20 protein-coding genes are annotated in these 20,143 nt (G+C 70.2%); 6 read left to right on the top strand and 14 right to left on the bottom strand.

What is annotated here, in order from left to right:
* The first annotated feature begins 11 nt into the window (after positions 1-11).
* Complete coding sequence (gene pyk / locus M8H82_RS20310; protein ID WP_250076100.1) at positions 12-1,442, top strand: pyruvate kinase; 1,431 nt, start codon at positions 12-14, stop codon at positions 1,440-1,442.
* Positions 1,443-1,541: 99 nt separating this feature from the next.
* Here the strand turns inward: pyk and M8H82_RS20305 are convergent, their stop codons facing one another.
* The 4 genes from M8H82_RS20305 to M8H82_RS20290 form a co-directional block, all read right to left on the bottom strand.
* Positions 1,542-2,828 (bottom strand): hypothetical protein, encoded by a 1,287-nt coding sequence (locus M8H82_RS20305; RefSeq protein ID WP_250076098.1) that lies wholly within the window; start codon positions 2,826-2,828, stop codon positions 1,542-1,544.
* Positions 2,818-3,375, bottom strand: coding sequence for a DUF6114 domain-containing protein (locus M8H82_RS20300; RefSeq protein ID WP_250076096.1), 558 nt, complete (start codon positions 3,373-3,375; stop codon positions 2,818-2,820). The genes M8H82_RS20305 and M8H82_RS20300 overlap by 11 nt, the downstream gene beginning before the upstream one ends.
* A gap of 128 nt (positions 3,376-3,503) precedes the next feature.
* Positions 3,504-4,142, bottom strand: coding sequence for a DUF6230 family protein (locus M8H82_RS20295; protein WP_250076094.1), 639 nt, complete (start codon positions 4,140-4,142; stop codon positions 3,504-3,506).
* Between the two features lie 651 nt (positions 4,143-4,793).
* Positions 4,794-5,768, bottom strand: a complete 975-nt coding sequence (locus M8H82_RS20290; RefSeq protein WP_250076092.1) for a tetratricopeptide repeat protein — start codon at positions 5,766-5,768, stop codon at positions 4,794-4,796.
* Positions 5,769-5,960: 192 nt separating this feature from the next.
* Here M8H82_RS20290 and M8H82_RS20285 point away from each other — a divergent pair, with 192 nt between their 5' ends.
* The gene (locus tag M8H82_RS20285) at positions 5,961-6,587 is read left to right on the top strand and encodes a TetR/AcrR family transcriptional regulator (RefSeq protein ID WP_250076090.1); all 627 of its coding nucleotides are present in this window, start codon (positions 5,961-5,963) and stop codon (positions 6,585-6,587) included.
* A gap of 64 nt (positions 6,588-6,651) precedes the next feature.
* On the opposite strand, the gene M8H82_RS20280 is transcribed toward M8H82_RS20285, so the two are convergent.
* From M8H82_RS20280 to M8H82_RS20270, 3 genes are all read right to left on the bottom strand, one after another.
* Entirely contained in the window at positions 6,652-8,352 is a 1,701-nt protein-coding gene (locus tag M8H82_RS20280; protein ID WP_250076088.1) for a methylmalonyl-CoA mutase, read from the bottom strand.
* A gap of 122 nt (positions 8,353-8,474) precedes the next feature.
* Positions 8,475-8,813: a DUF3817 domain-containing protein gene (locus tag M8H82_RS20275; protein WP_250076086.1), complete on the bottom strand. Its 339-nt coding sequence runs from the start codon at positions 8,811-8,813 to the stop codon at positions 8,475-8,477.
* Between the two features lie 43 nt (positions 8,814-8,856).
* Positions 8,857-9,366 carry a MarR family transcriptional regulator gene (locus M8H82_RS20270; protein ID WP_250076084.1) on the bottom strand — a complete coding sequence of 170 codons (510 nt, stop codon included), beginning with the start codon at positions 9,364-9,366 and terminating at the stop codon, positions 8,857-8,859.
* A 177-nt stretch (positions 9,367-9,543) separates the two neighbouring features.
* On the opposite strand from M8H82_RS20270, the gene M8H82_RS20265 reads away from it, so the two are divergent.
* Entirely contained in the window at positions 9,544-10,545 is a 1,002-nt protein-coding gene (locus M8H82_RS20265; RefSeq protein ID WP_250076082.1) for a glycoside hydrolase family 6 protein, read from the top strand.
* Positions 10,546-10,569: 24 nt separating this feature from the next.
* Here the strand turns inward: M8H82_RS20265 and M8H82_RS20260 are convergent, their stop codons facing one another.
* The 7 genes from M8H82_RS20260 to M8H82_RS20230 form a co-directional block, all read right to left on the bottom strand.
* Positions 10,570-12,525: a kelch motif-containing protein gene (locus tag M8H82_RS20260; protein WP_250076079.1), complete on the bottom strand. Its 1,956-nt coding sequence runs from the start codon at positions 12,523-12,525 to the stop codon at positions 10,570-10,572.
* A gap of 3 nt (positions 12,526-12,528) precedes the next feature.
* Positions 12,529-14,334: a glycosyltransferase family 2 protein gene (locus tag M8H82_RS20255; protein WP_250076078.1), complete on the bottom strand. Its 1,806-nt coding sequence runs from the start codon at positions 14,332-14,334 to the stop codon at positions 12,529-12,531.
* Between the two features lie 582 nt (positions 14,335-14,916).
* On the bottom strand, positions 14,917-15,564 hold the full coding sequence (locus M8H82_RS20250; protein WP_250076076.1) for a TetR/AcrR family transcriptional regulator: 648 nt from the start codon (positions 15,562-15,564) through the stop codon (positions 14,917-14,919).
* Positions 15,561-16,241 (bottom strand): DUF4166 domain-containing protein, encoded by a 681-nt coding sequence (locus M8H82_RS20245; RefSeq protein WP_250076074.1) that lies wholly within the window; start codon positions 16,239-16,241, stop codon positions 15,561-15,563. Before M8H82_RS20245 ends, M8H82_RS20250 begins: the two co-directional genes overlap by 4 nt.
* Positions 16,238-16,999: a hypothetical protein gene (locus tag M8H82_RS20240; protein WP_250076161.1), complete on the bottom strand. Its 762-nt coding sequence runs from the start codon at positions 16,997-16,999 to the stop codon at positions 16,238-16,240. Before M8H82_RS20240 ends, M8H82_RS20245 begins: the two co-directional genes overlap by 4 nt.
* Before the next feature lie 146 nt (positions 17,000-17,145).
* Positions 17,146-17,442, bottom strand: coding sequence for an MTH1187 family thiamine-binding protein (locus M8H82_RS20235; RefSeq protein WP_250076072.1), 297 nt, complete (start codon positions 17,440-17,442; stop codon positions 17,146-17,148).
* Positions 17,439-17,786 (bottom strand): DUF3817 domain-containing protein, encoded by a 348-nt coding sequence (locus tag M8H82_RS20230; RefSeq protein WP_250076070.1) that lies wholly within the window; start codon positions 17,784-17,786, stop codon positions 17,439-17,441. The genes M8H82_RS20235 and M8H82_RS20230 overlap by 4 nt, the downstream gene beginning before the upstream one ends.
* Before the next feature lie 204 nt (positions 17,787-17,990).
* On the opposite strand from M8H82_RS20230, the gene M8H82_RS20225 reads away from it, so the two are divergent.
* From M8H82_RS20225 to M8H82_RS20215, 3 genes are read left to right on the top strand one after another with little or no spacing between them, the layout of a single operon-like run.
* A complete protein-coding gene (locus M8H82_RS20225; RefSeq protein WP_250076159.1) occupies positions 17,991-18,623 on the top strand; it encodes an AIM24 family protein in 633 nt (210 codons plus the stop codon).
* A 1-nt stretch (position 18,624) separates the two neighbouring features.
* The gene (locus tag M8H82_RS20220) at positions 18,625-19,275 is read left to right on the top strand and encodes an AIM24 family protein (RefSeq protein ID WP_250076067.1); all 651 of its coding nucleotides are present in this window, start codon (positions 18,625-18,627) and stop codon (positions 19,273-19,275) included.
* The gene (locus tag M8H82_RS20215) at positions 19,272-20,066 is read left to right on the top strand and encodes an AIM24 family protein (protein WP_250076064.1); all 795 of its coding nucleotides are present in this window, start codon (positions 19,272-19,274) and stop codon (positions 20,064-20,066) included. Before M8H82_RS20220 ends, M8H82_RS20215 begins: the two co-directional genes overlap by 4 nt.
* Positions 20,067-20,143 lie beyond the last annotated feature (77 nt).

Here is a 20,143-nt window from a genome sequence, read left to right as displayed (position 1 = left end):
AGGATCGCCCCATGCGCCGTTCTAAAATCGTCTGTACTCTCGGCCCCGCGGTCGACTCCCAGGAACAGCTCGTGTCGCTGATCGAGGCCGGCATGAACGTGGCCCGCTTCAACTTCAGCCACGGCACGCACGAAGAGCACCAGGGGCGGTACGACCGCGTCCGGGCCGCCGCCGAGCAGACCGGCCGGGCCATCGGTGTGCTCGCCGACCTCCAGGGTCCGAAGATCCGGCTGGAGACCTTCGCCGAGGGCCCGGTGGAGCTGGAGCGCGGTGACGAGTTCGTCATCACCACCGAGGACGTCCCCGGTGACAAGCACATCTGCGGAACCACCTACAAGGGTCTGCCGGGCGATGTCTCGCGCGGCGACCAGATCCTCATCAACGACGGCAACGTCGAGCTGAAGGTCCTGGACGTCGAGGGCTCCCGGGTCAAGACGATCGTCATCGAGGGCGGTGTCGTCTCCGACCACAAGGGCATCAACCTGCCGGGCGCGGCCGTGAACGTGCCGGCGCTCTCCGAGAAGGACGTCGAGGACCTCCGGTTCGCGCTGCGCATGGGCTGCGACATGGTCGCCCTGTCGTTCGTGCGGGACGCCCACGACGTGCAGGACGTGCACAAGGTCATGGACGAGGTCGGCCGCCGCGTCCCGGTCATCGCCAAGGTGGAGAAGCCGCAGGCGGTGCAGAACATGGAGGCGGTCGTCGCGGCGTTCGACGCCGTGATGGTGGCCCGTGGCGACCTGGCCGTCGAGTACCCGCTCGAGAAGGTCCCCATGGTGCAGAAGCGGCTCATCGAGCTGTGCCGCCGCAACGCCAAGCCGGTGATCGTGGCGACCCAGATGATGGAGTCGATGATCACCAACTCCCGCCCGACCCGCGCCGAGGCCTCCGACGTGGCCAACGCGATCCTGGACGGCGCCGACGCCGTCATGCTCTCCGCCGAGTCGAGCGTGGGCGCGTACCCGATCGAGACCGTCAAGACGATGTCGAAGATCGTCCAGGCGGCCGAGGAGGAGCTGCTCGCCAAGGGCCTGCAGCCGCTCGTCCCGGGCAAGAAGCCGCGCACCCAGGGCGGTTCGGTCGCCCGCGCGGCCTGCGAGATCGCCGACTTCCTCGGCGGCAAGGGCCTGATCGCCTTCACCAAGTCCGGTGACACCGCTCGCCGGCTGTGCCGCTACCGCGTCGCCCAGCCGATCCTGGCCTTCACCACCGACGAGGCCACCCGCAACCAGCTCACCCTCAGCTGGGGCGTGGAGTCGCACGTCGTCCCGTTCGTGAACAGCACCGACGAGATGGTCGACCTGGTCGACGGTGAACTGGTCAAGCTGGGCCGCTTCAACGAGGGCGAGATCGTCATCATCACGGCCGGTTCGCCCCCCGGCGTCCCCGGCACCACCAACATGGTCCGCGTCCACCACCTCGGTGGCGACCACACCAACTGACGGTCCCGCGAAGGGCCGTGCACCATGCCTGAGGGCGCCCCCTGGATCAGGGGGCGCCCTCAGGCGTTGTGCGGCTCCCGGACGGGTCTCGGGGGGTGCTCAGTCGGTGATGAACTGATGCAGCCCCGGCACGTGCAGGGTTCCGCCGAACTGGCCGGCCTGCACGACCTTCACCTTGGTGAAGTAGATCAGCGGTATGTTCAGCGGCGGCGGGTGCTCCGGGTCGAAGGTCACCGGGATCAGCCCCAGCAGATTGCCGGAGATGGACTCGGTGTACATGATCGTCTCGCCGTCGCGGATCGTCGACGTCGTCCCGGCGCCCGCCTGCACGTGGTACGTCTTGCCCGACTGCGGGTCCTGCACCGTCTGGTGCAGATCGCCGATGTCGGTGCCGTCGGAGATGACGTACTTCAGCACTTCCTTGGTGGTGCCGTTGGCCGTCTTCACCTTGACGATGCCCTGGTAGTCGGCGCCCTTGAGCAGCAGCGAGCTGGCGTTCAGGTACCACGGGTCGTCGGGCAGCGGAACGGTGTTGTCGACCCCGCCCACGTCGTCCGTGGCGGCCGGGCAGTCCTCGGGGTCGGTGGTGGCGCTCTCCGACGGGCTCGGGGTGGCGGTGGGAGTGGCGGTGGCCTCGTCGGCCGCGTCCTCCGCCGCCTCGCCGGTGTCCTCGGCCGCCTCCGACGCCGCGTCGGTGGCGTCGTCGACCGCGTCCTCGGCCGTGTCGGTGACCTCGTCGGTGGTCTCCTTGACCGGGTCGGAGGCTTCGACGCTCGGCGACTCGGAGGCCGACGGGGTGGCCGAGGGCGACGGGCTCGCGCTCGCCGTCTCGTCCTCGCCGCCGGTGAGGATGCCCTCGAGGGCGTCGCCGATGTCCTCCAGCACATTGCCGTCGGACGCGGTGGGCGACGGCGACGGGGAGGCGGTCTGGCTCTCCTCGGCACCGGCCTGCGGCTCGGTGGTCCTGCTCTCGGACGCGGACGGCGTGGGCTCGGCCTCGTCGTCGGAACCTGAATCCGGCGAAGAGGGCTCACTCGTGGAGGCCGACGGGGTGGGTGTCGGTTCCGCCGTGTCGTCCTCGGCGGGGGATTCACTGGCGCTCGCGGACGGCGACGGGGACGCGGTCTCGCCCTCCAGGGCGGCCACGCAGTCCTTGTACTCGTCGGCCGTCAGGCTCTTGGCGGCGGGCTGGTCCTCCGCGTTGGCGAGCGTCGGCGTGAAGCCCATCCCCATGAGGACCGCGGTCGGCATCGCGGCCAGGGCTATCGCCTTGCCGGCCGGCATGTGGAACCGGGTGAACAGCGGCTTCTTGGGAGCCGCGTGCCGCGGCCCGGTTCTCGCACGGGACTCCACATCAGTCCCGTGGGTCACCTCGTCAGCCGGCACTGTGCCTCCCGTTCGCCCCGTTCGCCGGGCTCGTTCCTGACAGATCGTTCTCCGCGTCCGGCTCGGCCGGGAGCGCGCCCGCGGGGGCGTCGTGCTGCTCGGCCGTGGCCACCGGCGCCGCCACCGGCTGCGGCTCCTGCGGCTCACCCGGCGCCCACGACACGGCCATCGCGCCGCCGACGAGGGCGAGCAGGAAGCCGATCAGGAAGCCGCCGAGGTTGGACACCGGGAGGGACACCAGCCCCAGCAGGATCGCCGCGACACCCGCGAAGGTGCGTACGTGCTTCTGGAACCAGAGGCTGACGCCGAGGACGACGAGCAGCACACCGATGATCAGGGACCCGGCGCCCGCGGTGGTGGCCATCGCCAGCGTCAGGTGACCGATCTGGAGGTTCGCGTACGGGAAGTAGGCGATGGGGAGTCCGCCGAGGATGACGAACAGACCGGCCCAGAAAGGCCTCTCGCCCCGCCAGGCGCGGAAGTTGCGCCTGATGACCCGGAGGTAGTGCTCGTCGCGGCCGGGTACGGCAGGAGTCTCGGCGCTCATGGAAAACAGCTCCCTGGTACGGCTTTGCTGTGGTGGTGAGTTGTACGGCTCGAGCCGGGGATGTGCGGACACGGCCGGAGTGTGGACGGGCGGGGGCGCCATCGGCTCCCCCGCCCGTCAGCGAGTGCTTAGTAGCACTCCTTGACACCCGTCGACAGCTTCATCGACAGACCGCTGAGCTTGAAGGTTCCGGCGGTGGTCGCCCACGCCGTCTGCTTCACGTCCTTCAGCACGACCGAGTCGGCCTGCTGCGCGAAGCCGAACGGGTTGGACTGCTCCTTGCCGCCCTTCATGCCCGGACCCTTGGTGGCGTCCTTCGCGGCCACGCCGATGTCGATGCCCTTGAACGTCGCGTCGGCCTCGAGCTCGGCCACGTCGATGTACAGGTTCTCGGCCTCGACCGGCTTGTTCGGGTCCTGGCCGGCCCGCAGGATGAGGCTGACACTCCCGAGGATCGGGATGTCGGGGGTGACGACCGACTGGCACAGGCTGTTGATGGTCGCGGTCTTGAAGGCCGAGACCGCGACGGGGTGAACCGTCTTCTTGCCGCTGAGCGTGTAGCCCTCGTCAAGGGCGCCGTACTGGCTGAAGCCCGTACCGTCGAGCTGCTTGGTCGTCACCTTGAACGACTGGCCCGACACGCTGAACGATGCGGCCAGAGCGCCCTGCGCGAGGGCGACACCTATCGCAGCCGTGGCGGCCACGCTGGGCACCATCACGACGGCGAACCGCTTCCATCTGGTCCCGCCACGCACCTGGGACTCCATATTTCCTCCTTCTCGGACGTACATCTCCTGGCCCTGACTGCCGCTGTCGAACGCGGCGGCTCAGCCGGGCAGGGATGGGAGAAGTGCTACGTCCTCGGTAAGGAGAGCGCCCGCGCTCGGCAGCGCGAAACGCGCCCGAATCACCGGCGATCACCCCCGAGCGACAACCACTGGTCGCGCCTGACACGCATCACGCACAACCTTGCTGGACAGGCTTCGCCTGGTGGCGAAGACCCCCCTGCCCGAGAGCCGGCGCCACTGCCGCCGGCTCTGCTCGGTGGGGACCCTGGACTCCCGTGACCCGACCGGCTGTCGGGTAGTTCGGGAATGGACCGAGCGTCGCCGATCGTGGTGCATTCTCGGCGCGTGCACAAGGGGGTTCGTTACTCGCTAGTAACGGCCGGATAACCGAACAACGACCCACCGGTCTCGGAGATCGACGGAGGGTGGCGCAAGGAGGGCGGACATGTCCCGGAATGGCCGGACAGAAGCCGACAGAACAACGCCCTCGACTTACTGGAAGTAACAGCGGCCGCGATTGCCAAGATTTGGCAAAGCGCGGCCGCTCTGATGCTCCGTCGGCAGTTATTTCACTCGGGCAACACGTGCCCTCGCGTTTAGTGACTGGTCAGAGCGGGGCTCGCACCCCGGTCAGAAGAGAGCGCGCGCGAGCGCCCTGCGCGCCGCCGCCACTCGCGGGTCATCGGCTCCGACGACCTCGAACAGCTCCAGCAGCCGCAGGCGTACGGACTCCCGCTCGTCGCCCGCGGTGCGCTGCACGGTGTCGATGAGCCGCCCGAAGGCGTCCTCCACGTGACCGCCCACCAGGTCCAGGTCGGCGGCGGCGATCTGCGCCTGCGGATCGGCCGGCCGGTCCGCCGCCTCCTTGCGCACCCGCGCCGGGTCGGCGCCCTGCACCCGCTGCAGCAACTCGGCCTGCGCCAGACCCAGTTTCGCCTCGGTGTTCCCCGGGTCGTCGCTCAGCACGTTCTTGTAGGCCTGGACCGCCCCGCCGAAGTCCCCCGCGTCGAGGGCCTGTACGGCGGCCTCCAGCAGCGCGTCGTAGGGGCCGGCCGGTGCCGCGGGCGCCGGCTGGGCGGCGCCGGGGTCGGCCTCCGGGTCGACGGCGAGACCGGTGAGCCCGAAGCGCTGCTCGGCCACCGTCACCAACTGGTCGAGGGTCCCCCGGATCTGCGCCTCGCCGGCCGCACCCTGGAAGAGCGGGAGCGCCTGGCCTGCGACGACGGCGAACACGGCCGGGATGCCCTGCACTCCGAACTGCTGCATCAGCATCTGGTTGGCGTCGACGTCGATCTTGGCAAGGACGAAGCGGCCGTTGTACTCGACGGCGAGCCGCTCCAGGACGGGGCTGAGCTGCTTGCAGGGCTGGCACCACTCGGCCCAGAAGTCGATGACGACGGGCACCTCGGTGGACCGCTGAAGTACGTCTCGCTCGAACCCGGCCTCGTCGACGTCGAGGACGAGGTCGGCGGGCGACACGGCCCCTCCCCCGCCCTGCCGGGCGGCTTCGGCGCGCGCCTGCTCCGCCTTCGCCTTGGCCTCTTGGGCCGCCTTCACCGCGGCGAGGTCGACGACTCCGCTCATGGACATGTTCCGTGGCTGCATGCGTCTATCCTCCCCCGTCTTCGCGCGCGAGTGAAAAGCGTTGAGAAAAGCCGATCGGACGCCGGGTCCCCACCCCACGCCAGTGGTTTCGCTACGAGTCGTAGCGTAATGGCATCGGGTGCCTCCGGTACAGCGTGCTCCGGTGATCTCTCTCACGGCGGCAACGGGAACCTCGGTGGTTATGGTCTGGGGATGCAGAGCAGCCTTCCCGCCCCACGTGCCACCGGGCGTCCCCGCAGCGCGGCGGCGGACGCCGCGATCCTCGCGGCGACGCGGGAGGCGCTGGTGGAGCTGGGCTGGTCGAAGCTGACCCTGTCGGACGTGGCCGTCCGGGCCGGGGTCGCGAAGACGACGCTCTACCGCCGCTGGGCGGGCAAGAACGAGCTGGTGGTCGACGCCGTGGCCGAGCTCTTCGACGAACTCGAACTCCCCGACCGCGGCACGCTGGGCGCGGACATCGAGGGAGTGGTGCTGCAGTTCGCGGCGATCCTGGCCCGCCCGGAGGCGAAGAGCGGCCTGATGGCGGTGGTCGCGGAGTCCACCCGCGACGAAGCGCTGCGCGAACGCATCCGCACCTCCATCGTCGACCGGCAGAAGCGCCTCGTCCTGGAGGGCAGGGAACGGGCCCAGGCGCGCGGCGAACTCCCGCTGGAGAGGGACGAGTCGGAGGCGGCCCGCACGGTGGACCTCATCTTCGACGTGGTCGCCGGCGCGGTGGTCCACCGCTGTCTGGTCAGCGCGGAACCGGTGGACGAGGAGTGGGTACGGGGTTTCACGAAGGTACTGGTGGCGGGGCTGGCGGCAACGGCCGCGCAGTGAGGCCGGCTTCGGCCGCCGGGGGAGGTGCCGACCGCTCCCCCGGCGGCCGAAGCCGGTCTTTGGGTCAGAACCCGGCGGGCTCCGTGTACACCCCCCACTCGTCCCGCAGCACCCCGCAGATCTCGCCCAGCGTCGCCTCGGCCCGTACGGCGTCCAGCATCGGCCCGATCATGTTGGACCCGTCCCGGGCCGCCCCGAGCATCGCGTCCAGCGCGGAGCGCACCGCCGCCTCGTCCCGGGCCGCCCTGCGCCCGGCGAGCTCGCGCACCTGCTCCCGCTCCACCTCGTGGCTCACCCGCAGGATCTCCAGGTCGCCGGTGACGGACCCGGTGTGGACGTTCACGCCCACCACCTTCTTGTCACCCTTCTCCAGGGACCGCTGGTACTGGAACGCCGACTCCGCGATCTCGCCGGTGAACCAGCCGTCCTCGATCCCCCGGAGGATCCCGGAGGTGATCGGGCCGATCGGATGGCGGCCGTCGGGGTGCGCCCGCAGCCCCCGCTCCTTGATCTGGTCGAAGATCTTCTCCGCGTCCGCCTCGATGCGGTCCGTGAGCTGCTCGACGTACCAGGCACCGCCCAGCGGGTCCGCGACGTTCGCGACGCCGGTCTCCTCCATCAGCACCTGCTGGGTGCGCAGCGCGATCTCCGCCGCCTGCTCGCTCGGCAGCGCCAGCGTCTCGTCCAGCGCGTTCGTGTGCAGCGAGTTCGTCCCGCCCAGCACCGCCGCGAGCGCCTCCACCGCCGTACGCACGACGTTGTTGTACGGCTGCTGAGCCGTCAGCGAGACACCCGCCGTCTGCGTGTGGAAGCGCAGCCACTGGGCCTTGTCCGAGGCGGCGCCGTAGACGTCCCGCATCCACCGGGCCCAGATGCGCCGCGCCGCACGGAACTTGGCGATCTCCTCGAAGAAGTCGAGGTGCGCGTCGAAGAAGAAGGACAGGCCGGGGGCGAACACGTCCACGTCCAGACCCCGGGACAGGCCGAGCTCGACGTAGCCGAAGCCGTCCGCCAGCGTGTACGCCAGCTCCTGCGCGGCCGTCGCCCCGGCCTCGCGGATGTGGTAGCCGGAGACCGACAGCGGCTTGTAGGCGGGGATGCCGGCCGCGCAGTACTCCATGAGGTCGCCGATCAGCCGCAGATGCGGCTCGGGCTGGAAGAGCCACTCCTTCTGGGCGATGTACTCCTTGAAGATGTCCGTCTGGAGCGTGCCGTTCAGCACGGCCGGGTCCACGCCCTGGCGCTCCGCCGCCACCAGGTACATGCAGAACACCGGCACCGCCGGGCCGCTGATCGTCATCGAGGTCGTGACATCCCCCAGCGGGATGTCCTTGAACAGGACCTCCATGTCCGCCGCCGAGTCGATCGCCACCCCGCAGTGGCCGACCTCGCCCAGCGAGCGCGGGTCGTCCGAGTCGCGGCCCATCAGCGTCGGCATGTCGAAGGCGACCGACAGCCCCCCGCCGCCGTTGGCGAGGATCATCTTGTACCGCTCGTTGGTCTGCTCGGCGTTGCCGAACCCGGCGAACTGCCGGATGGTCCAGGTACGCCCGCGGTAGCCGGTCGGGTGCAGACCTCGGGTGAAGGGGTACTCCCCGGGCCAGCCGATCCGCTCGAAGCCCTCATAGGTGTCCCCGGGACGGGGACCGTACACCGGCTCCACGGGGTCCCCGGAGAGCGTGGTGAAGTCAGCGTCGCGCTTGCGTGCGGCGTCGTACCGGGCCTGCCAGCGACGGCGGCCCTCCTCGATGGCGTCAGCGTCCATGACTCCAAATTACTAGGACGTCCTAGTAAATGTCGATGGCTGTCGGCCATTCGCGGGGGTTGCCCTAGCAAGACACCAGCAAGAACCGCCGGACGGTCGAGGCCGTCCGGCGGTGGGGGCGGTTACGCCTTGGCGACCGCGGGCGAGTCCTCGGCCACCTGGGCGTCCAGCTCGCGGCTGATCTTCCGCTCCACGAAGAACGCGGCCGTCGGGATCGTCCCCGCCAGCAGCACCCAGAGCTGCTTGGCCACCGGCCACCTCGCCTTGGAGCCCAGGTCGAAGGCGAAGACCAGGTAGAGGACGTACAGCCAGCCGTGCGCGATGGAGACGACCCGGGTCGCGTCCGCCGCGCCGTCCACGTCCAGCACGTACTTGCCGATCATGCACAGGCACAGCAGCACCAGCAGCACACCGGTGACGTAGGCCATGACGCGGTAGCGGGTCAGCACGCTCTTTTTCATACGGTCGAGCGTAACCGCCCGTTCCGGGCGATCTTTCCCCGGGTCACTGCTCCTCGAAGTCGTGCGCGGCGATGCGCAGCGGGCGCAGCATGGCGAAGATCTCCCCGCACTCCTCCGCGTCGTACACCCCGAGACCGAAGTCCATCGCCATCAGGTCGCGCGTGGCCGCCTCGACCACCTCGCGGCCCTTCTCGGTGATGGAGGCGAGCGTGCCGCGCCCGTCGTTGGGGTTGGGGCGCTTGGCGACCAGGCCCGATCTGACCAGCCGGTCGACGGTGTTGGTCACCGACGTGGGGTGCACCATCAGCCGCTCGCCGATCTTGGACATCGTCAGCTCGCCGGCCTTGGAGAAGTTGAGCAGCACCAGCGCCTCGTACCGGGCGAAGGTCAGCCCGTACGGCTTGACCACCGCGTCGACCTCGGCGAGCAGGATCTGCTGGGCGCGCATGATCGAGGTGATCGCGGCCATGGACGGCACGTTTCCCCAGCGCTGCTTCCAGAGTTCGTCGGCGCGGGCGATGGGGTCGAAGGGAAGACTGAGCGGCTTCGGCACGGCACCAGACCTTACCGGCCGGTCACATGGCGGTCAGCCCTGTCTCGCTCCTCGGTCGACCCGCCCGAGCCCGTGTGCGCCATGTCTTTTCCAGGGTGATTAGCACCGCTATGCAACGATTGATGACACATCGTCACCTGTCGCCACTGACCGTCACCCCCTCACCAAGGGAGCAGCATGCCCCGGCTGATCCATACCCTCGCGGCTCTCGCGGTGCTCGGACTCGCGGCGGGCTGCGCCCCCGGGTCCGACGTCGACGAGGCCTCCGTCGCCGGCGCCGCCTCCAGAAACGGGAACCCGGCGTCCGCCTCACCGTTCTGGGTCGACCCCGACAGTCCGGCCGCCCGGCAGATCGCGCAGTGGGAACGCGACGGCCGCACCGAGGACGCGCGGCTGCTGCGCCGGATCGCCGACCGGCCGGCCGCGCTGTGGCCGCCCGCCGAGAGCGACCCCGGCCCCGCGGTCCGCCGGGCCACCGAGGCGGCCACCAAGGAGGGGCGGACCGCGCTCTTCGTGGCGTACGACATCCCGCACCGGGACTGCGGACAGCACTCGGCGGGCGGGGCAGCGGACGCCGACGCGTACCGGAGCTGGATCGAGAAGTTCGCGACCGCGCTCGGCCGGAGCAAGGCGCTGGTCGTGCTGGAGCCGGACGCGGTGGCGCACATCGTGGACGGCTGCACACCGGCCGAGCTCCACGCCGAGCGCGAGCAGCTGCTGGGCGAGGCGATCCGCCGGTTCAAGCAGCAGCCGCACACCACGGTGTACCTGGACGCGGGCAACCCGTCCTGGATCAAGGAGCCGGCCAAGCTGGTCGAGCCGCTGCGGCGGGCCGGGATCGCCGACGCGGACGGCTTCGCGCTGAACGTCTCCAACTTCCAGACCGACGCGGTCACCAAGGAGTACGGCCTGCAGCTGTCCCGCAGCCTCGGCGGCAAGCACTTCGTCATCGACACCAGCCGCAACGGCAACGGCCCGCTGCCCGGTGTCTGGTGCAACCCGCCGGGGCGCGCCCTCGGCACCCCGCCCTCGACGGACACCGGCGAGCCCGCCCTGGACGCCTATCTGTGGGTGAAGCGCCCCGGGGAGTCGGACGGGACCTGCGCGGGCGGTCCGAAGGCCGGGCAGTGGTGGCCGGAGTACGCGCTGGGGCTGGCGCGCAACTCCGCCGCCGGGTAGGCCGGGCACAGCACTGCGGGTGGGTCACTTCACCTTGATCCAGTGCGCCACGGACGGGGTGCCCTCCGCGTCGGTGACGAACAGCATGTACCAGCCGGGCGGCACCAGCGCCGGGTCCTTCGGCACGGTGACCGTCACCGAGCGGGCGCCCTTGGTCAGGCCGAGCTCGATGGACCGCTGCTCGACGTCCGTGGTGTGGGTGACCGCGCTGGGGCGCATCAGGCGGGCCTTGACGATCCGTTCCGGGTGGTCGGTGCGGAAGACCGCCCGGTGCTCGGGGTCGAGGCGCTTCGGTCCGTCCTTCAGTACGGGGCGGTCGGCGCCGTTGCGGTGCAGGGCGGGCGGGGTGAAGACCTCCATCCGCTGCTCGAAGTGGCCGAGCTTGGTGTTCTGCTGGTCGTCGAAGAGGGGGTCGGAGCCGAAGGTGGCGACCCGGCCGTCGGGCAGCAGCAGTGCCTCGGAGTGGTAGTTGCGGCCCACCTTGGGGGCGGCGGCCTCCCGGAAGACGTTCTCCTTGGGCAGATAGAACTGCGCCTTGAGGATGTTGCTGGCGCTGCGCCCGCGGTAGTCCTCGGAGCCGTTCGACGTGAAGACGGTGTCGTCCGGCATGATGACGCTGTTCAGGTAGCGGGTGCCTTGGGGGAGGTCGGGGCCGTCCTCGAAGACGGGGTTGTCCTTCTTCAGGTCGACGACGGCCGTGCGCGGCGTGGACTTCTTCGACTCGCCGACGCCTCCGCCGCCGAGGATCATCACCTTCTGGTCCTGGGCGGGGGGCAGCAGGAGGGATGCGGCGGTCTCGGTCTCGTCCGGGTCGCGCAGGCCGGGCACCTTCTGGAAGGTGTTGGACTTCAGGTCCCACAGCCCCGGTTCGCGCCCCATGGTGTCCGGGCCGTAGCCGGCGTTGGCCGCCGGGTAGAAGAGCTTGCCGCCCTTGGTGAGGAAGAGGGCCGGATAGGTGGGGAAGTACCGCTTGGGACCCGGGGACCATGTCTTGGTCTCCGGGTCGTAGATCTCGTTGTCCCCCGGGTCGACCACACCGACGTCGTCCAGCCCCGACACGGCCAGGACCCGTCCGTCGTCCAGTCCGACCAGGGTGGGGTACCAGCGGGCCTTGTCCATGGGCTCGACGGGGATGTACTTCTCGGCGACGGGGTCGAACTCGTAGGCGGCGCGGATGCCCTGGAAGTCCTGCTTCTCCAGCGTGATCTTCTCGGAGAGGCCGTAGACGTTGTCCGCGTCCCGGCCGGTCAGCCCGACGACCTCGTACTGCGCCTGGGTGTCGGTGACCGACAGAGGGCCCTTCTCCACGGCCTCCACGAAGACCCGGGCCTCACTGGCGGTGACCTTGGTCTGCCAGGGCCGCATCGCGCCGGACCTGGTGTACGTCACCTTGAAGGTGCGCTTGGCCTTGGGGACGGTGACGTCGAACCGGGTGACGTACTCGACGCCCGCGGGTGAGCGGAAGCGGGTGCCCTTCTTCAGGAACACGGCCTTGTCGGGGCTCTCGTTCTTGACCCGCATGCCGCCGCCGGCCCGCTCGACCTCGCCGTCGAGGAGTTCGTAGCGGGCCGTCCCTCCGGCCACCAGCAGGCGGCCGTCGGGGAGCTGGGCGTGGCCGGAGCAGAAGAAGTCGTCGGGCGTCGGGATCTTCTTGAAGGTGTTCTTCTGCGGGTCCCACAGGACGGTGTCGAAGGAGCCCTTGTCGAACTTCTTCTGCTCGTTGCCCGAGCCGGCCACGATCAGCACCTTGCCGGTGTGCAGCAGCGCCGCGTGGATGGCGTTGGTGCGGTACTCCTCGGGGATGTCGACCTGCGTCCAGGAGCCGTACCGGGCCTTGTAGGCGGGCTGGGCGATCTTGTACTCGTGGTACCGCTCGCCCGCGAAGTCCAGTGCGGCCGGGGCGTTGAGGCCGGCCAGGATGGCGATGCCGCCGATGCCGAGGACGGTCTTCTTGGTCTTCTGGGAGGGCTGGTAGGCCATGGGCTAGTTGCCTCCTGTCGTACTGCCGGGGGCGGTCGCGCCGCTGGTGGCGAGGGCGGGCTCGGTGCCCTCGACGGGCCGTGGGGCGGGGCACGGCGCCTGCCGCGCGCGGCGCTCCGCGTGCTGGGTGCAGGCCCATACCGCCACCGGTGCCAGGGAGATGGCCATGGCCAGCACCGCCCAGGTGCGCATGGCGGCATGGGTGTGGTCGAGGACCGACGAGGCGACGAGCGAGACGGCGAGCAGCGCGGCCCAGCCCAGATGGATGCGGAAGGTGAGCAGCCGGTCGGGGCTCGCGTCCCCGCCCTTGGGGGTGACGACGAACCGGCTGGGACGGCGGAGCAGCGCCTCGCCGAAGGACTTGAGGTAGATCGGCGCGGAGAGCGCGGACATCGCCATGCCGGCGAGTCCGCCGGAGCCCCGCGGCTCGTGCGGGGAGACGTTGTGCCGGCGGTTCCACAGGTAGAGGCCGATCTGGAGGGCGGCCGCGTCGCTGTAGAGCATCATCCAGACCGACGCGGCGACCTGGGTGCCGGAGGCGCCGAACCAGAGGAAGAGGGAGCAGCTGAGGATGCCGAGGAACCAGTTGACGGCCGTCATGGGGTAGTAGACGAGCATCATGGTGTACGAGAAGAGGCGGCCGGCCGGCATGCTGAACGGCGCCTTCCGGTACTGCTTGAACAGGGTCTCGTAGGTCCCCCGTGACCAGCGCATCTGCTGGGTGAAGAAGTCGGTCCAGGAGGCCGGTCCCTCGCCGACGGCGAGTACGTCCGGGGTGTAGACGGACCGCCAGTGGACGCCGGTTCTCGGGTTGCGGTGCCGGTGCAGTTCGAAGCCGGTGGCCATGTCCTCGGTGATGGAGTCGTACAGCCCGCCGATCTGGCGGATGGCGGAAATCCGTACGACGTTGTTGGTGCCGACGAACATGGGGGCGCGGTAGCGGTTTCCGGCGCGCTGGATGAGCGCGTGGAAGAGGAACTGCTGGGACTCGGCGGCCTTGGTGACGGGGTTGTGGTAGTTGCCGTACACCTGGGGGCCGACCACGAAGGCGACGTCCGGGTCGCGGAAGTAGCCCATCATCCGTTCCAGGAAGTTGGGGAGCGGGACGTGGTCGGTGTCGACGGAGGCGAAGAAGTCGTAGTCGCCACCGTGCATGGCGATCCACGCGTTGTAGTTCCCGTGCTTGGTGCGGGCCTTGTGGACGCCCTCCGTCCGGTTCCACTCCGGGACACCGAGGCGGGTGAAGTGGCGGACGCCGAGTTCGGCGCAGAGGGCCTTGGCCAGGTCGTCGTCGCCCTCGTCGAGGAGCCAGATGTCCAGGGGGCCGGGGTGGGTGATCCGGGCGGCGCCCTCGAGGGTGGCCCGGACCATGGAGAGGGGTTCCTTGCCCGGGACGTAGGTCGTGAGGAAGGCGACGCGGGTGCCGGGTTCGGGCGTGACCGGGACGGGGTCGCGGGCCACCAGGGTGGCGTGGGCGACGGACGCGACGTTGACGACCATGAAGAGCTCGATGAGCCCGATCGATATGAGCATGGTGACGTCGAGGCCGATCAGCCAGCGGTCGGCGCCCTCGCGTTCCACCCAGTGGGTCGGCCAGATGAGGTAGACCAGCAGGGCGCCGGTGAGCAGGGGCGCCAGGGTCATCAGGAGGACGGCTCGTATTCGGTGCGGCTCACGGGCGAGTAGCGAGGCGTACTGCACCCGGTACCCCGCGCCGGCCGGCTCGGTGAGCGGGCCGGCGAGTTGGCTGTGGGTGTCGTAGTCATAGCCCTCCGGCCGCACAGCGCCCTCCAGTGAGTGAGGAGTCATCGACGATCGCGCCGATACCCCTACACAAGTGGAGATATCGGGGCATGTCGAACTGAGGGCGTCCAGGTGGGTGCCCGTCAGCCGCCGAACGGCCACCGCGCCGTCCGGCCGACCCGTTCGCTTCAGGGCGGGGTTGCGGGGGGCGTTGAGGTCGCGGCGCCGGACGACGGGTGTGAGCGGGCAGGGCACCCGTACTGCCGCCGAAATCGAACGCCGCGACACTCTCGGCGGGAGGGGCAGGGATCGGCCGGGCGGTGGGCGGGGGTGCCGGCCAGGACGACGCCTGCGCCACCGAGAGGCCGCCCTCACCGGGCAGACCGTGCCCCGATCCGGCCCAGCGGGCGCCCGCAACGTACGACTACGACACAGCCGGACAGAGCGGCGGCGGTGCCCAGCAGTCGTCGCGCCCAGGCTCGGGGCGCCTGATGGCCGGTGCGACGAGAGCGCGGGGCTCTACCGCCACGGCGAAGGTGAGGAGCGGTCACCGGTACCGTGCGGCGCAGGAGAGGAAGCGGCTGACGTTCCCGCCCCCGGCCACCGGCCGGAGGCCCCCGGCACGGCACGGCGTTGCGCCCCGGCGGCTCAGCGCTGGGTGCGTCGCAGGCGGTGCCGGACCGCGCGCTGGGCCACCGGCCCCAGGTCGTCCAGCGCGGCGACCAGGCGCCCGAGCTGTTCCAGCGCGTCCAGCGCCGCGCCCGCCCCCTCCGGGTCCGCGCCTTCGTACAGCTCGATGCCCACGAACGACGCCGCGACCGCCCGCGCGAGACCGGGCGGGTCCACGAACTCGCCGAACGGGGTGTGCGCCAGGACCCGGTCGAGGACCTTCTCGATCTCGGTGATCCACAGGTCGAGTCCGGCGACGGTGGCGCTGCCGAGGCTCTCGTGGGTCTGGGCGCCGGCGAGCAGCTGGCCGAGCAGGGAGACATGGCCGAAGGCCCGTTCCTCCTCGTGCATCTCACGCCCGAAGGCGAGGAGTTCGGAGAGCGAGGTGATCGTGTCGAAGCGGTCGCGGTAGCGCGCGACCCGCTGTTCGGCGCCGTACCGGCAGGCCGCCGCGAGCAGGTCGTTCAGGGAGCCGAAGTGGTAGAAGACCAGAGCCTGGTTGACCCCGGCGGCCGCCGCGACCGTACGCGCCGACGTCTTGGCGATGCCCTGCTCGGTCAAGGTCCGCAGCGCGCCGTCGAGGAGCTTGGTCTTCGTCTCCAGGGACTTGGCGGTCTCCGGGCTCACGCGCGCGCCTCCTCGCGCACCGGGCGCAGACCGGGTCGTACGCCGCAGTGCCGGATGTCGGTGTAGGTGGCGCGGAAGGAGCCCTCGTAGCCGAAGAGCGGCCCGAAGTACCGGTTCTCCACCCGGACCCGGATGCGGAACCGGCCGGTGGCGTCGTCGTAGGACTCGCGCACCTCGGCCGTCGCGCCGATCAGTTCGGGCACCCGGACGTCCACCACGCCCTCCCGGAACCGGTGTTCGCCGGAGCGGATGAGGAGCGATCCGTCGGGCTCGGCGCTGAAGTACAGGTCCGTGGCGAGGTGCTGGTGGGTGCCGAGGTAGTCGAGGACCCGGTCGCCGCGGGGGCCCAGCACCATCTGGGCGTCGAAGCGGCGAGGCCGGCCGGGCAGGTCGAAGGTGCGCACGAAGCTCACCGTCTCACGCCCGAAGCCGTCGGTGTACGGCACGTTCTCGATCACGAAGGGCACCCGGCGCCCCGCTCGCGGGACGAGGATGTTGCGGGTGGTGCCGAGGGCGAGGAACGGCTTCACGAAGGCCCCGCCGTGCCAGACGCGGTCCATGACACCCCGGCCGGTGCAGGCCTCCCCGCTGCTCAGGCCCACGGAGAAGCGGCGCTGGAGCTGCGGGTGCAGTCGGTCGAAGTCGGCGCCCATGGCGGTACGGAAGATGGAGGTCATCGCGGGTCCTCGAGGGTGTGCAGGAGTCGGGGGGCCCGCGCGCGCGTCGGCGGTCGGCGCAGGCAGCGGCGGGCGGCCGGGGTGCTGGGCAGCGGGGGCGCGACCAGGGTCAGACAGCACACGACCGCCAGCAGGAGCGGCCACAGGAACGCCATCGGCGCGGCCAGCGGCCCGAAGGCGGGCAGGACGGACTCGGTGACCAGGCCCGTGGCCGTGGCGGCCAGCAGCAGGGCACGGACCAGCAGCTCCGTCAGCCAGTTCCGGCGGGCCCGCTCCGGGGTGACGCCGGACTCCAGCCACAGCCGCAGCCGGTCGAAGGACCAGGCCGTTGCCCAGCCCATGAGCGGGCGGAACAGCAGACGGTCGGCGAGTGCGCCGAGGGCGCCCCAGCGGGGGCGGTAGTCGTAGCCGGTGAGGAAGCGGACGCCGTCGCCGTCGGGGACGTAACGCCAGTAGCCGCTGCCCTCGGCGAGCAGGGAGAGCGGGTGGGCGGAGGAGAAGCGCAGGGCGGAGGTGCGGGTGCCGTCGGGGCGTTCCTTCTCGCCGGCCGAGACTCCGGTGCCGGCGACGGTGAGGAAGGGCAGCACGCGCGTGGCGTAGCGGAAGCGCTGCGGTTCGCCCTCCGCGCGCGGGAGGTGGTGGATCTCGGTGAAGCGGAGGTCCCAGCGTTGGTGCTGGGACGGCTCCTGTGTGCGTGACCACAGGTCGTCGAGGTCGGCGCGGATCCGCGCTTCTATGTACAGACCGGTGTGGCCCATGCTGTTCCCCCAGGTCAGCCCGTTGTTTGAGCGACTGCTCAAACTCCCTGATCGGGAAGGTACACGGTTTTGAGCGACTGCTCAAACCCTGGGCACAAGAAAACCCCGGCCCGCGCGGGGCCGGGGTTCCCGGTGATGCTCGGCGACTACTCGGCGGCGAGGTACCGCTCGATCGTCTCCACCTTGGAGGTCAGACCGTCGGTCACTCCGGGGCGGACGTCCGCCTTGAGGACCAGGGATACGCGCGGGGCGCGCGCCTCGACGGCGGCGACCGCACGCTTCACGACGTCCATGACCTCGTCCCACTCGCCCTCGACCGAGGTGAACATGGCGTCGGTGCGGTGGGGCAGGCCGGACTCGCGGACCACACGGACGGCATCGGCGACGTACTCCCCCACTTCCTCGCCGACACCGAGCGGCGTCACGGAGAAGGCGACGATCACGAGGCCTTCACCGCGCCCTCCTGGCGGGCGCGGGAGGCGATGACCGCGTCCTCGGTCTCCCGCTTGAGCCTGCGCTCGGCGAAGAAGCCGCCGGCGGGCAGGACGGAGAGGACGAAGTAGAGGGCGGCGGTCCCGAAGGGCCACTTCGCGCGGTTCCAGGCGTCGGCCCAGAAGATCACGTAGACGATGAACAGGAAGCCGTGGATCGCGCCCATCACGGGCACCGCGTTGAAGTCCGTGGTCCGCTTCAGCACCGAGCAGACCAGCAGGAGGAGGAAGGAGACCGCCTCGGGCGCGGAGACGAGGCGGAGGCGGCGGAGGGCGGTGGCGGTCTTGATGTCCACGGGTCACCTTCGGTGGAAGAAACGGCGGGGGTTTGTGAACGCATGCACAAACGTTCGTCCATTGTGGCAAACGGGCGGGGGTGGTCCGGGCCGGGGTCCCACGGAACCACTCGCACACCGCCCCTAAGGGCACATTCAGGGTCCATCTCCCCCTCCGGGCCCTGTTCGGCGGCAGCCCCTCGCGGCTACCTTCGCTGCGTGGCGATGTTCCGACTTCAGGGCAGCAAGGTGCTCGCCGTCGAGATGACCGGGGACGCCGTGAAGGCGAAGAACGGCTCGATGGTCGCGTACGACGGACAGATGGCGTTCAAGAAGATGAGCGGCGGCGGTGAGGGCATCCGGGGCATGGTGACCCGGCGCATCACCGGCGAGCAGCTGACGGTGATGGAGGTGAAGGGACACGGGACCTGCTGGTTCGCGGACCGGGCGTCCGAGATCAACCTCGTCGGCCTCCAGGGGGACAAGCTGTACGTGGAGTCGAGCAATCTGCTCGCCACCGACGGCGGACTGCGCACCGGCACCACGTTCACCGGAGTGCGCGGGGCCTCGCAGGGCAACGGCCTGTTCACCACGACCGTCGAGGGGCACGGACAGGCGGCGATCACCTCGGACGGCCCGGCGGTCGTGCTGCGGGTGAGCGCGCGGTACCCGCTGACCGTCGACCCCGGGGCGTACATCGCCCACCAGGGCGACCTGCGGCAGTCCTTCCAGTCGGGCGTGACCTTCCGCACGCTGATGGGCGAGGGCGGCGGCGAGGCCTTCCAGATCCGCTTCGAGGGTGACGGCCTGGTCTACGTGCAGCCGAGCGAGCGGAACACGATCGCGGGGGACGTCTGACATGGCCTTGCGTGAGATCAACTCCAAGATGGTCGAGGCGACCGTGACGCCCGGGCAGCGGCTGTTCAGCCAGCGCGGCGCGATGCTCGCCTACCGGGGCGAGGTGTCCTTCACCCCCAACACCACGGGCGGCCAGGGCGGTCTGATGTCGATGGTCGGACGCCGGGTCGCCGGCGAGGCCACCCCGCTGATGACCGTCGAGGGCAGCGGCACCGTCCTGTTCGGGCACGGCGGCCACCACGTCCAGGTGATCGCCCTCACCGGCGACACCCTGTGCGTCGAGGCGGACCGGCTGCTGGCCTTCGAGGGCACCCTGGAGCAGGGCACGATGTTCCTGGGCTCGCAGGGCGGCGTGATGGGCATGGTCCGCGGCCAGGTCACCGGCCAGGGACTGTTCACCACGACCCTGAAGGGACACGGCGCGGTCGCCGTCATGGCGCACGGCGGTGTGCTGGAGATCCCGATCACGCCCCAGCGCCCGGTCCACGTCGACCCGCAGGCCTACGTCGCCCACCACGGCGACGTGCGCAACAAGCTGTCGACCGCCCTCGGCTGGCGGGACATGGTGGGCCGGGGCTCCGGCGAGGCCTTCCAGCTGGAGCTCAGCGGCAGCGGTGCGGTGTACGTCCAGGCCTCGGAGGAGAAGCTGTGAGCACCTACCCGGGCGCGGGTCCCGTCGTCCACGACCCGACGACCCTGCCGTCCGACGACAAGGTCAATCCCTACACCTTCTGCGTCGAGCTCAAGGGAACCCAGTGGTTCCTGCAGAAGGGGAAGATGATCGCCTACTACGGTTCGATCGACTTCAACGGCATCGGGCACGGCCGACTGGACCGTCTGGTGCGTACGTCGTTCCATTCGCCTCTGCACGCGAGCGACTGGGTCGTGGCCGAGGGTTCGGGCAAGATGCTCCTCGCCGACCGGGCCTTCGACGTGAATTCGTACGACCTCACCGACGGCAACTTGACCATTCGCTCAGGCAACCTGCTCGCTTTTCAGCCAAGTCTTTCGCTGAAGCAGTCGATCGTGCCAGGTTTTCTGACACTGATCGGAACCGGAAAGTTCGTGGCCGCATCTAACGGTCCGGTGGTGTTCATGGAGCCCCCGATCCGGGTGGATCCCCAGGCGCTCGTCGGCTGGGCCGACTGCCCCTCCCCGTGCCATCACTACGACTACGGCTACATGACCGGCCTGATGGGCGGTCTACGTGCGATGACAGGCCTCGGAGGGGCCTCCGGAGAGGAGCACCAGTTCGAGTTCGTGGGCGCCGGCACGGTGCTTCTGCAGTCCTCCGAGGCCCTCATGGCCGAGCAGGCGACGGGGGTCGTTCCGCATCAGGCGGGGGTGCCCGGAAGCGGTGGTTCCACAGGTGGCTCACCGCAAGCCGGCACACCGCGCCTTCCCGGACAGCTGGGAGACCTCCAGCGTCGCTTCGGGCTGTGAGCGGTAGTCTGCGGAGTGTGACGACTTCGAACGCGTGCGCACTGTCACACCGCCCTCACTAGTTCGCTTTTCAACAT

Origin of the sequence: Streptomyces sp. YS415 (assembly GCF_023544665.1) — a bacterium.
GTDB lineage: Bacteria > Actinomycetota > Actinomycetes > Streptomycetales > Streptomycetaceae > Streptomyces.
Note: the sequence above shows the minus strand (reverse complement) of the source record. Positions and strands in the feature narration are given on the sequence as shown.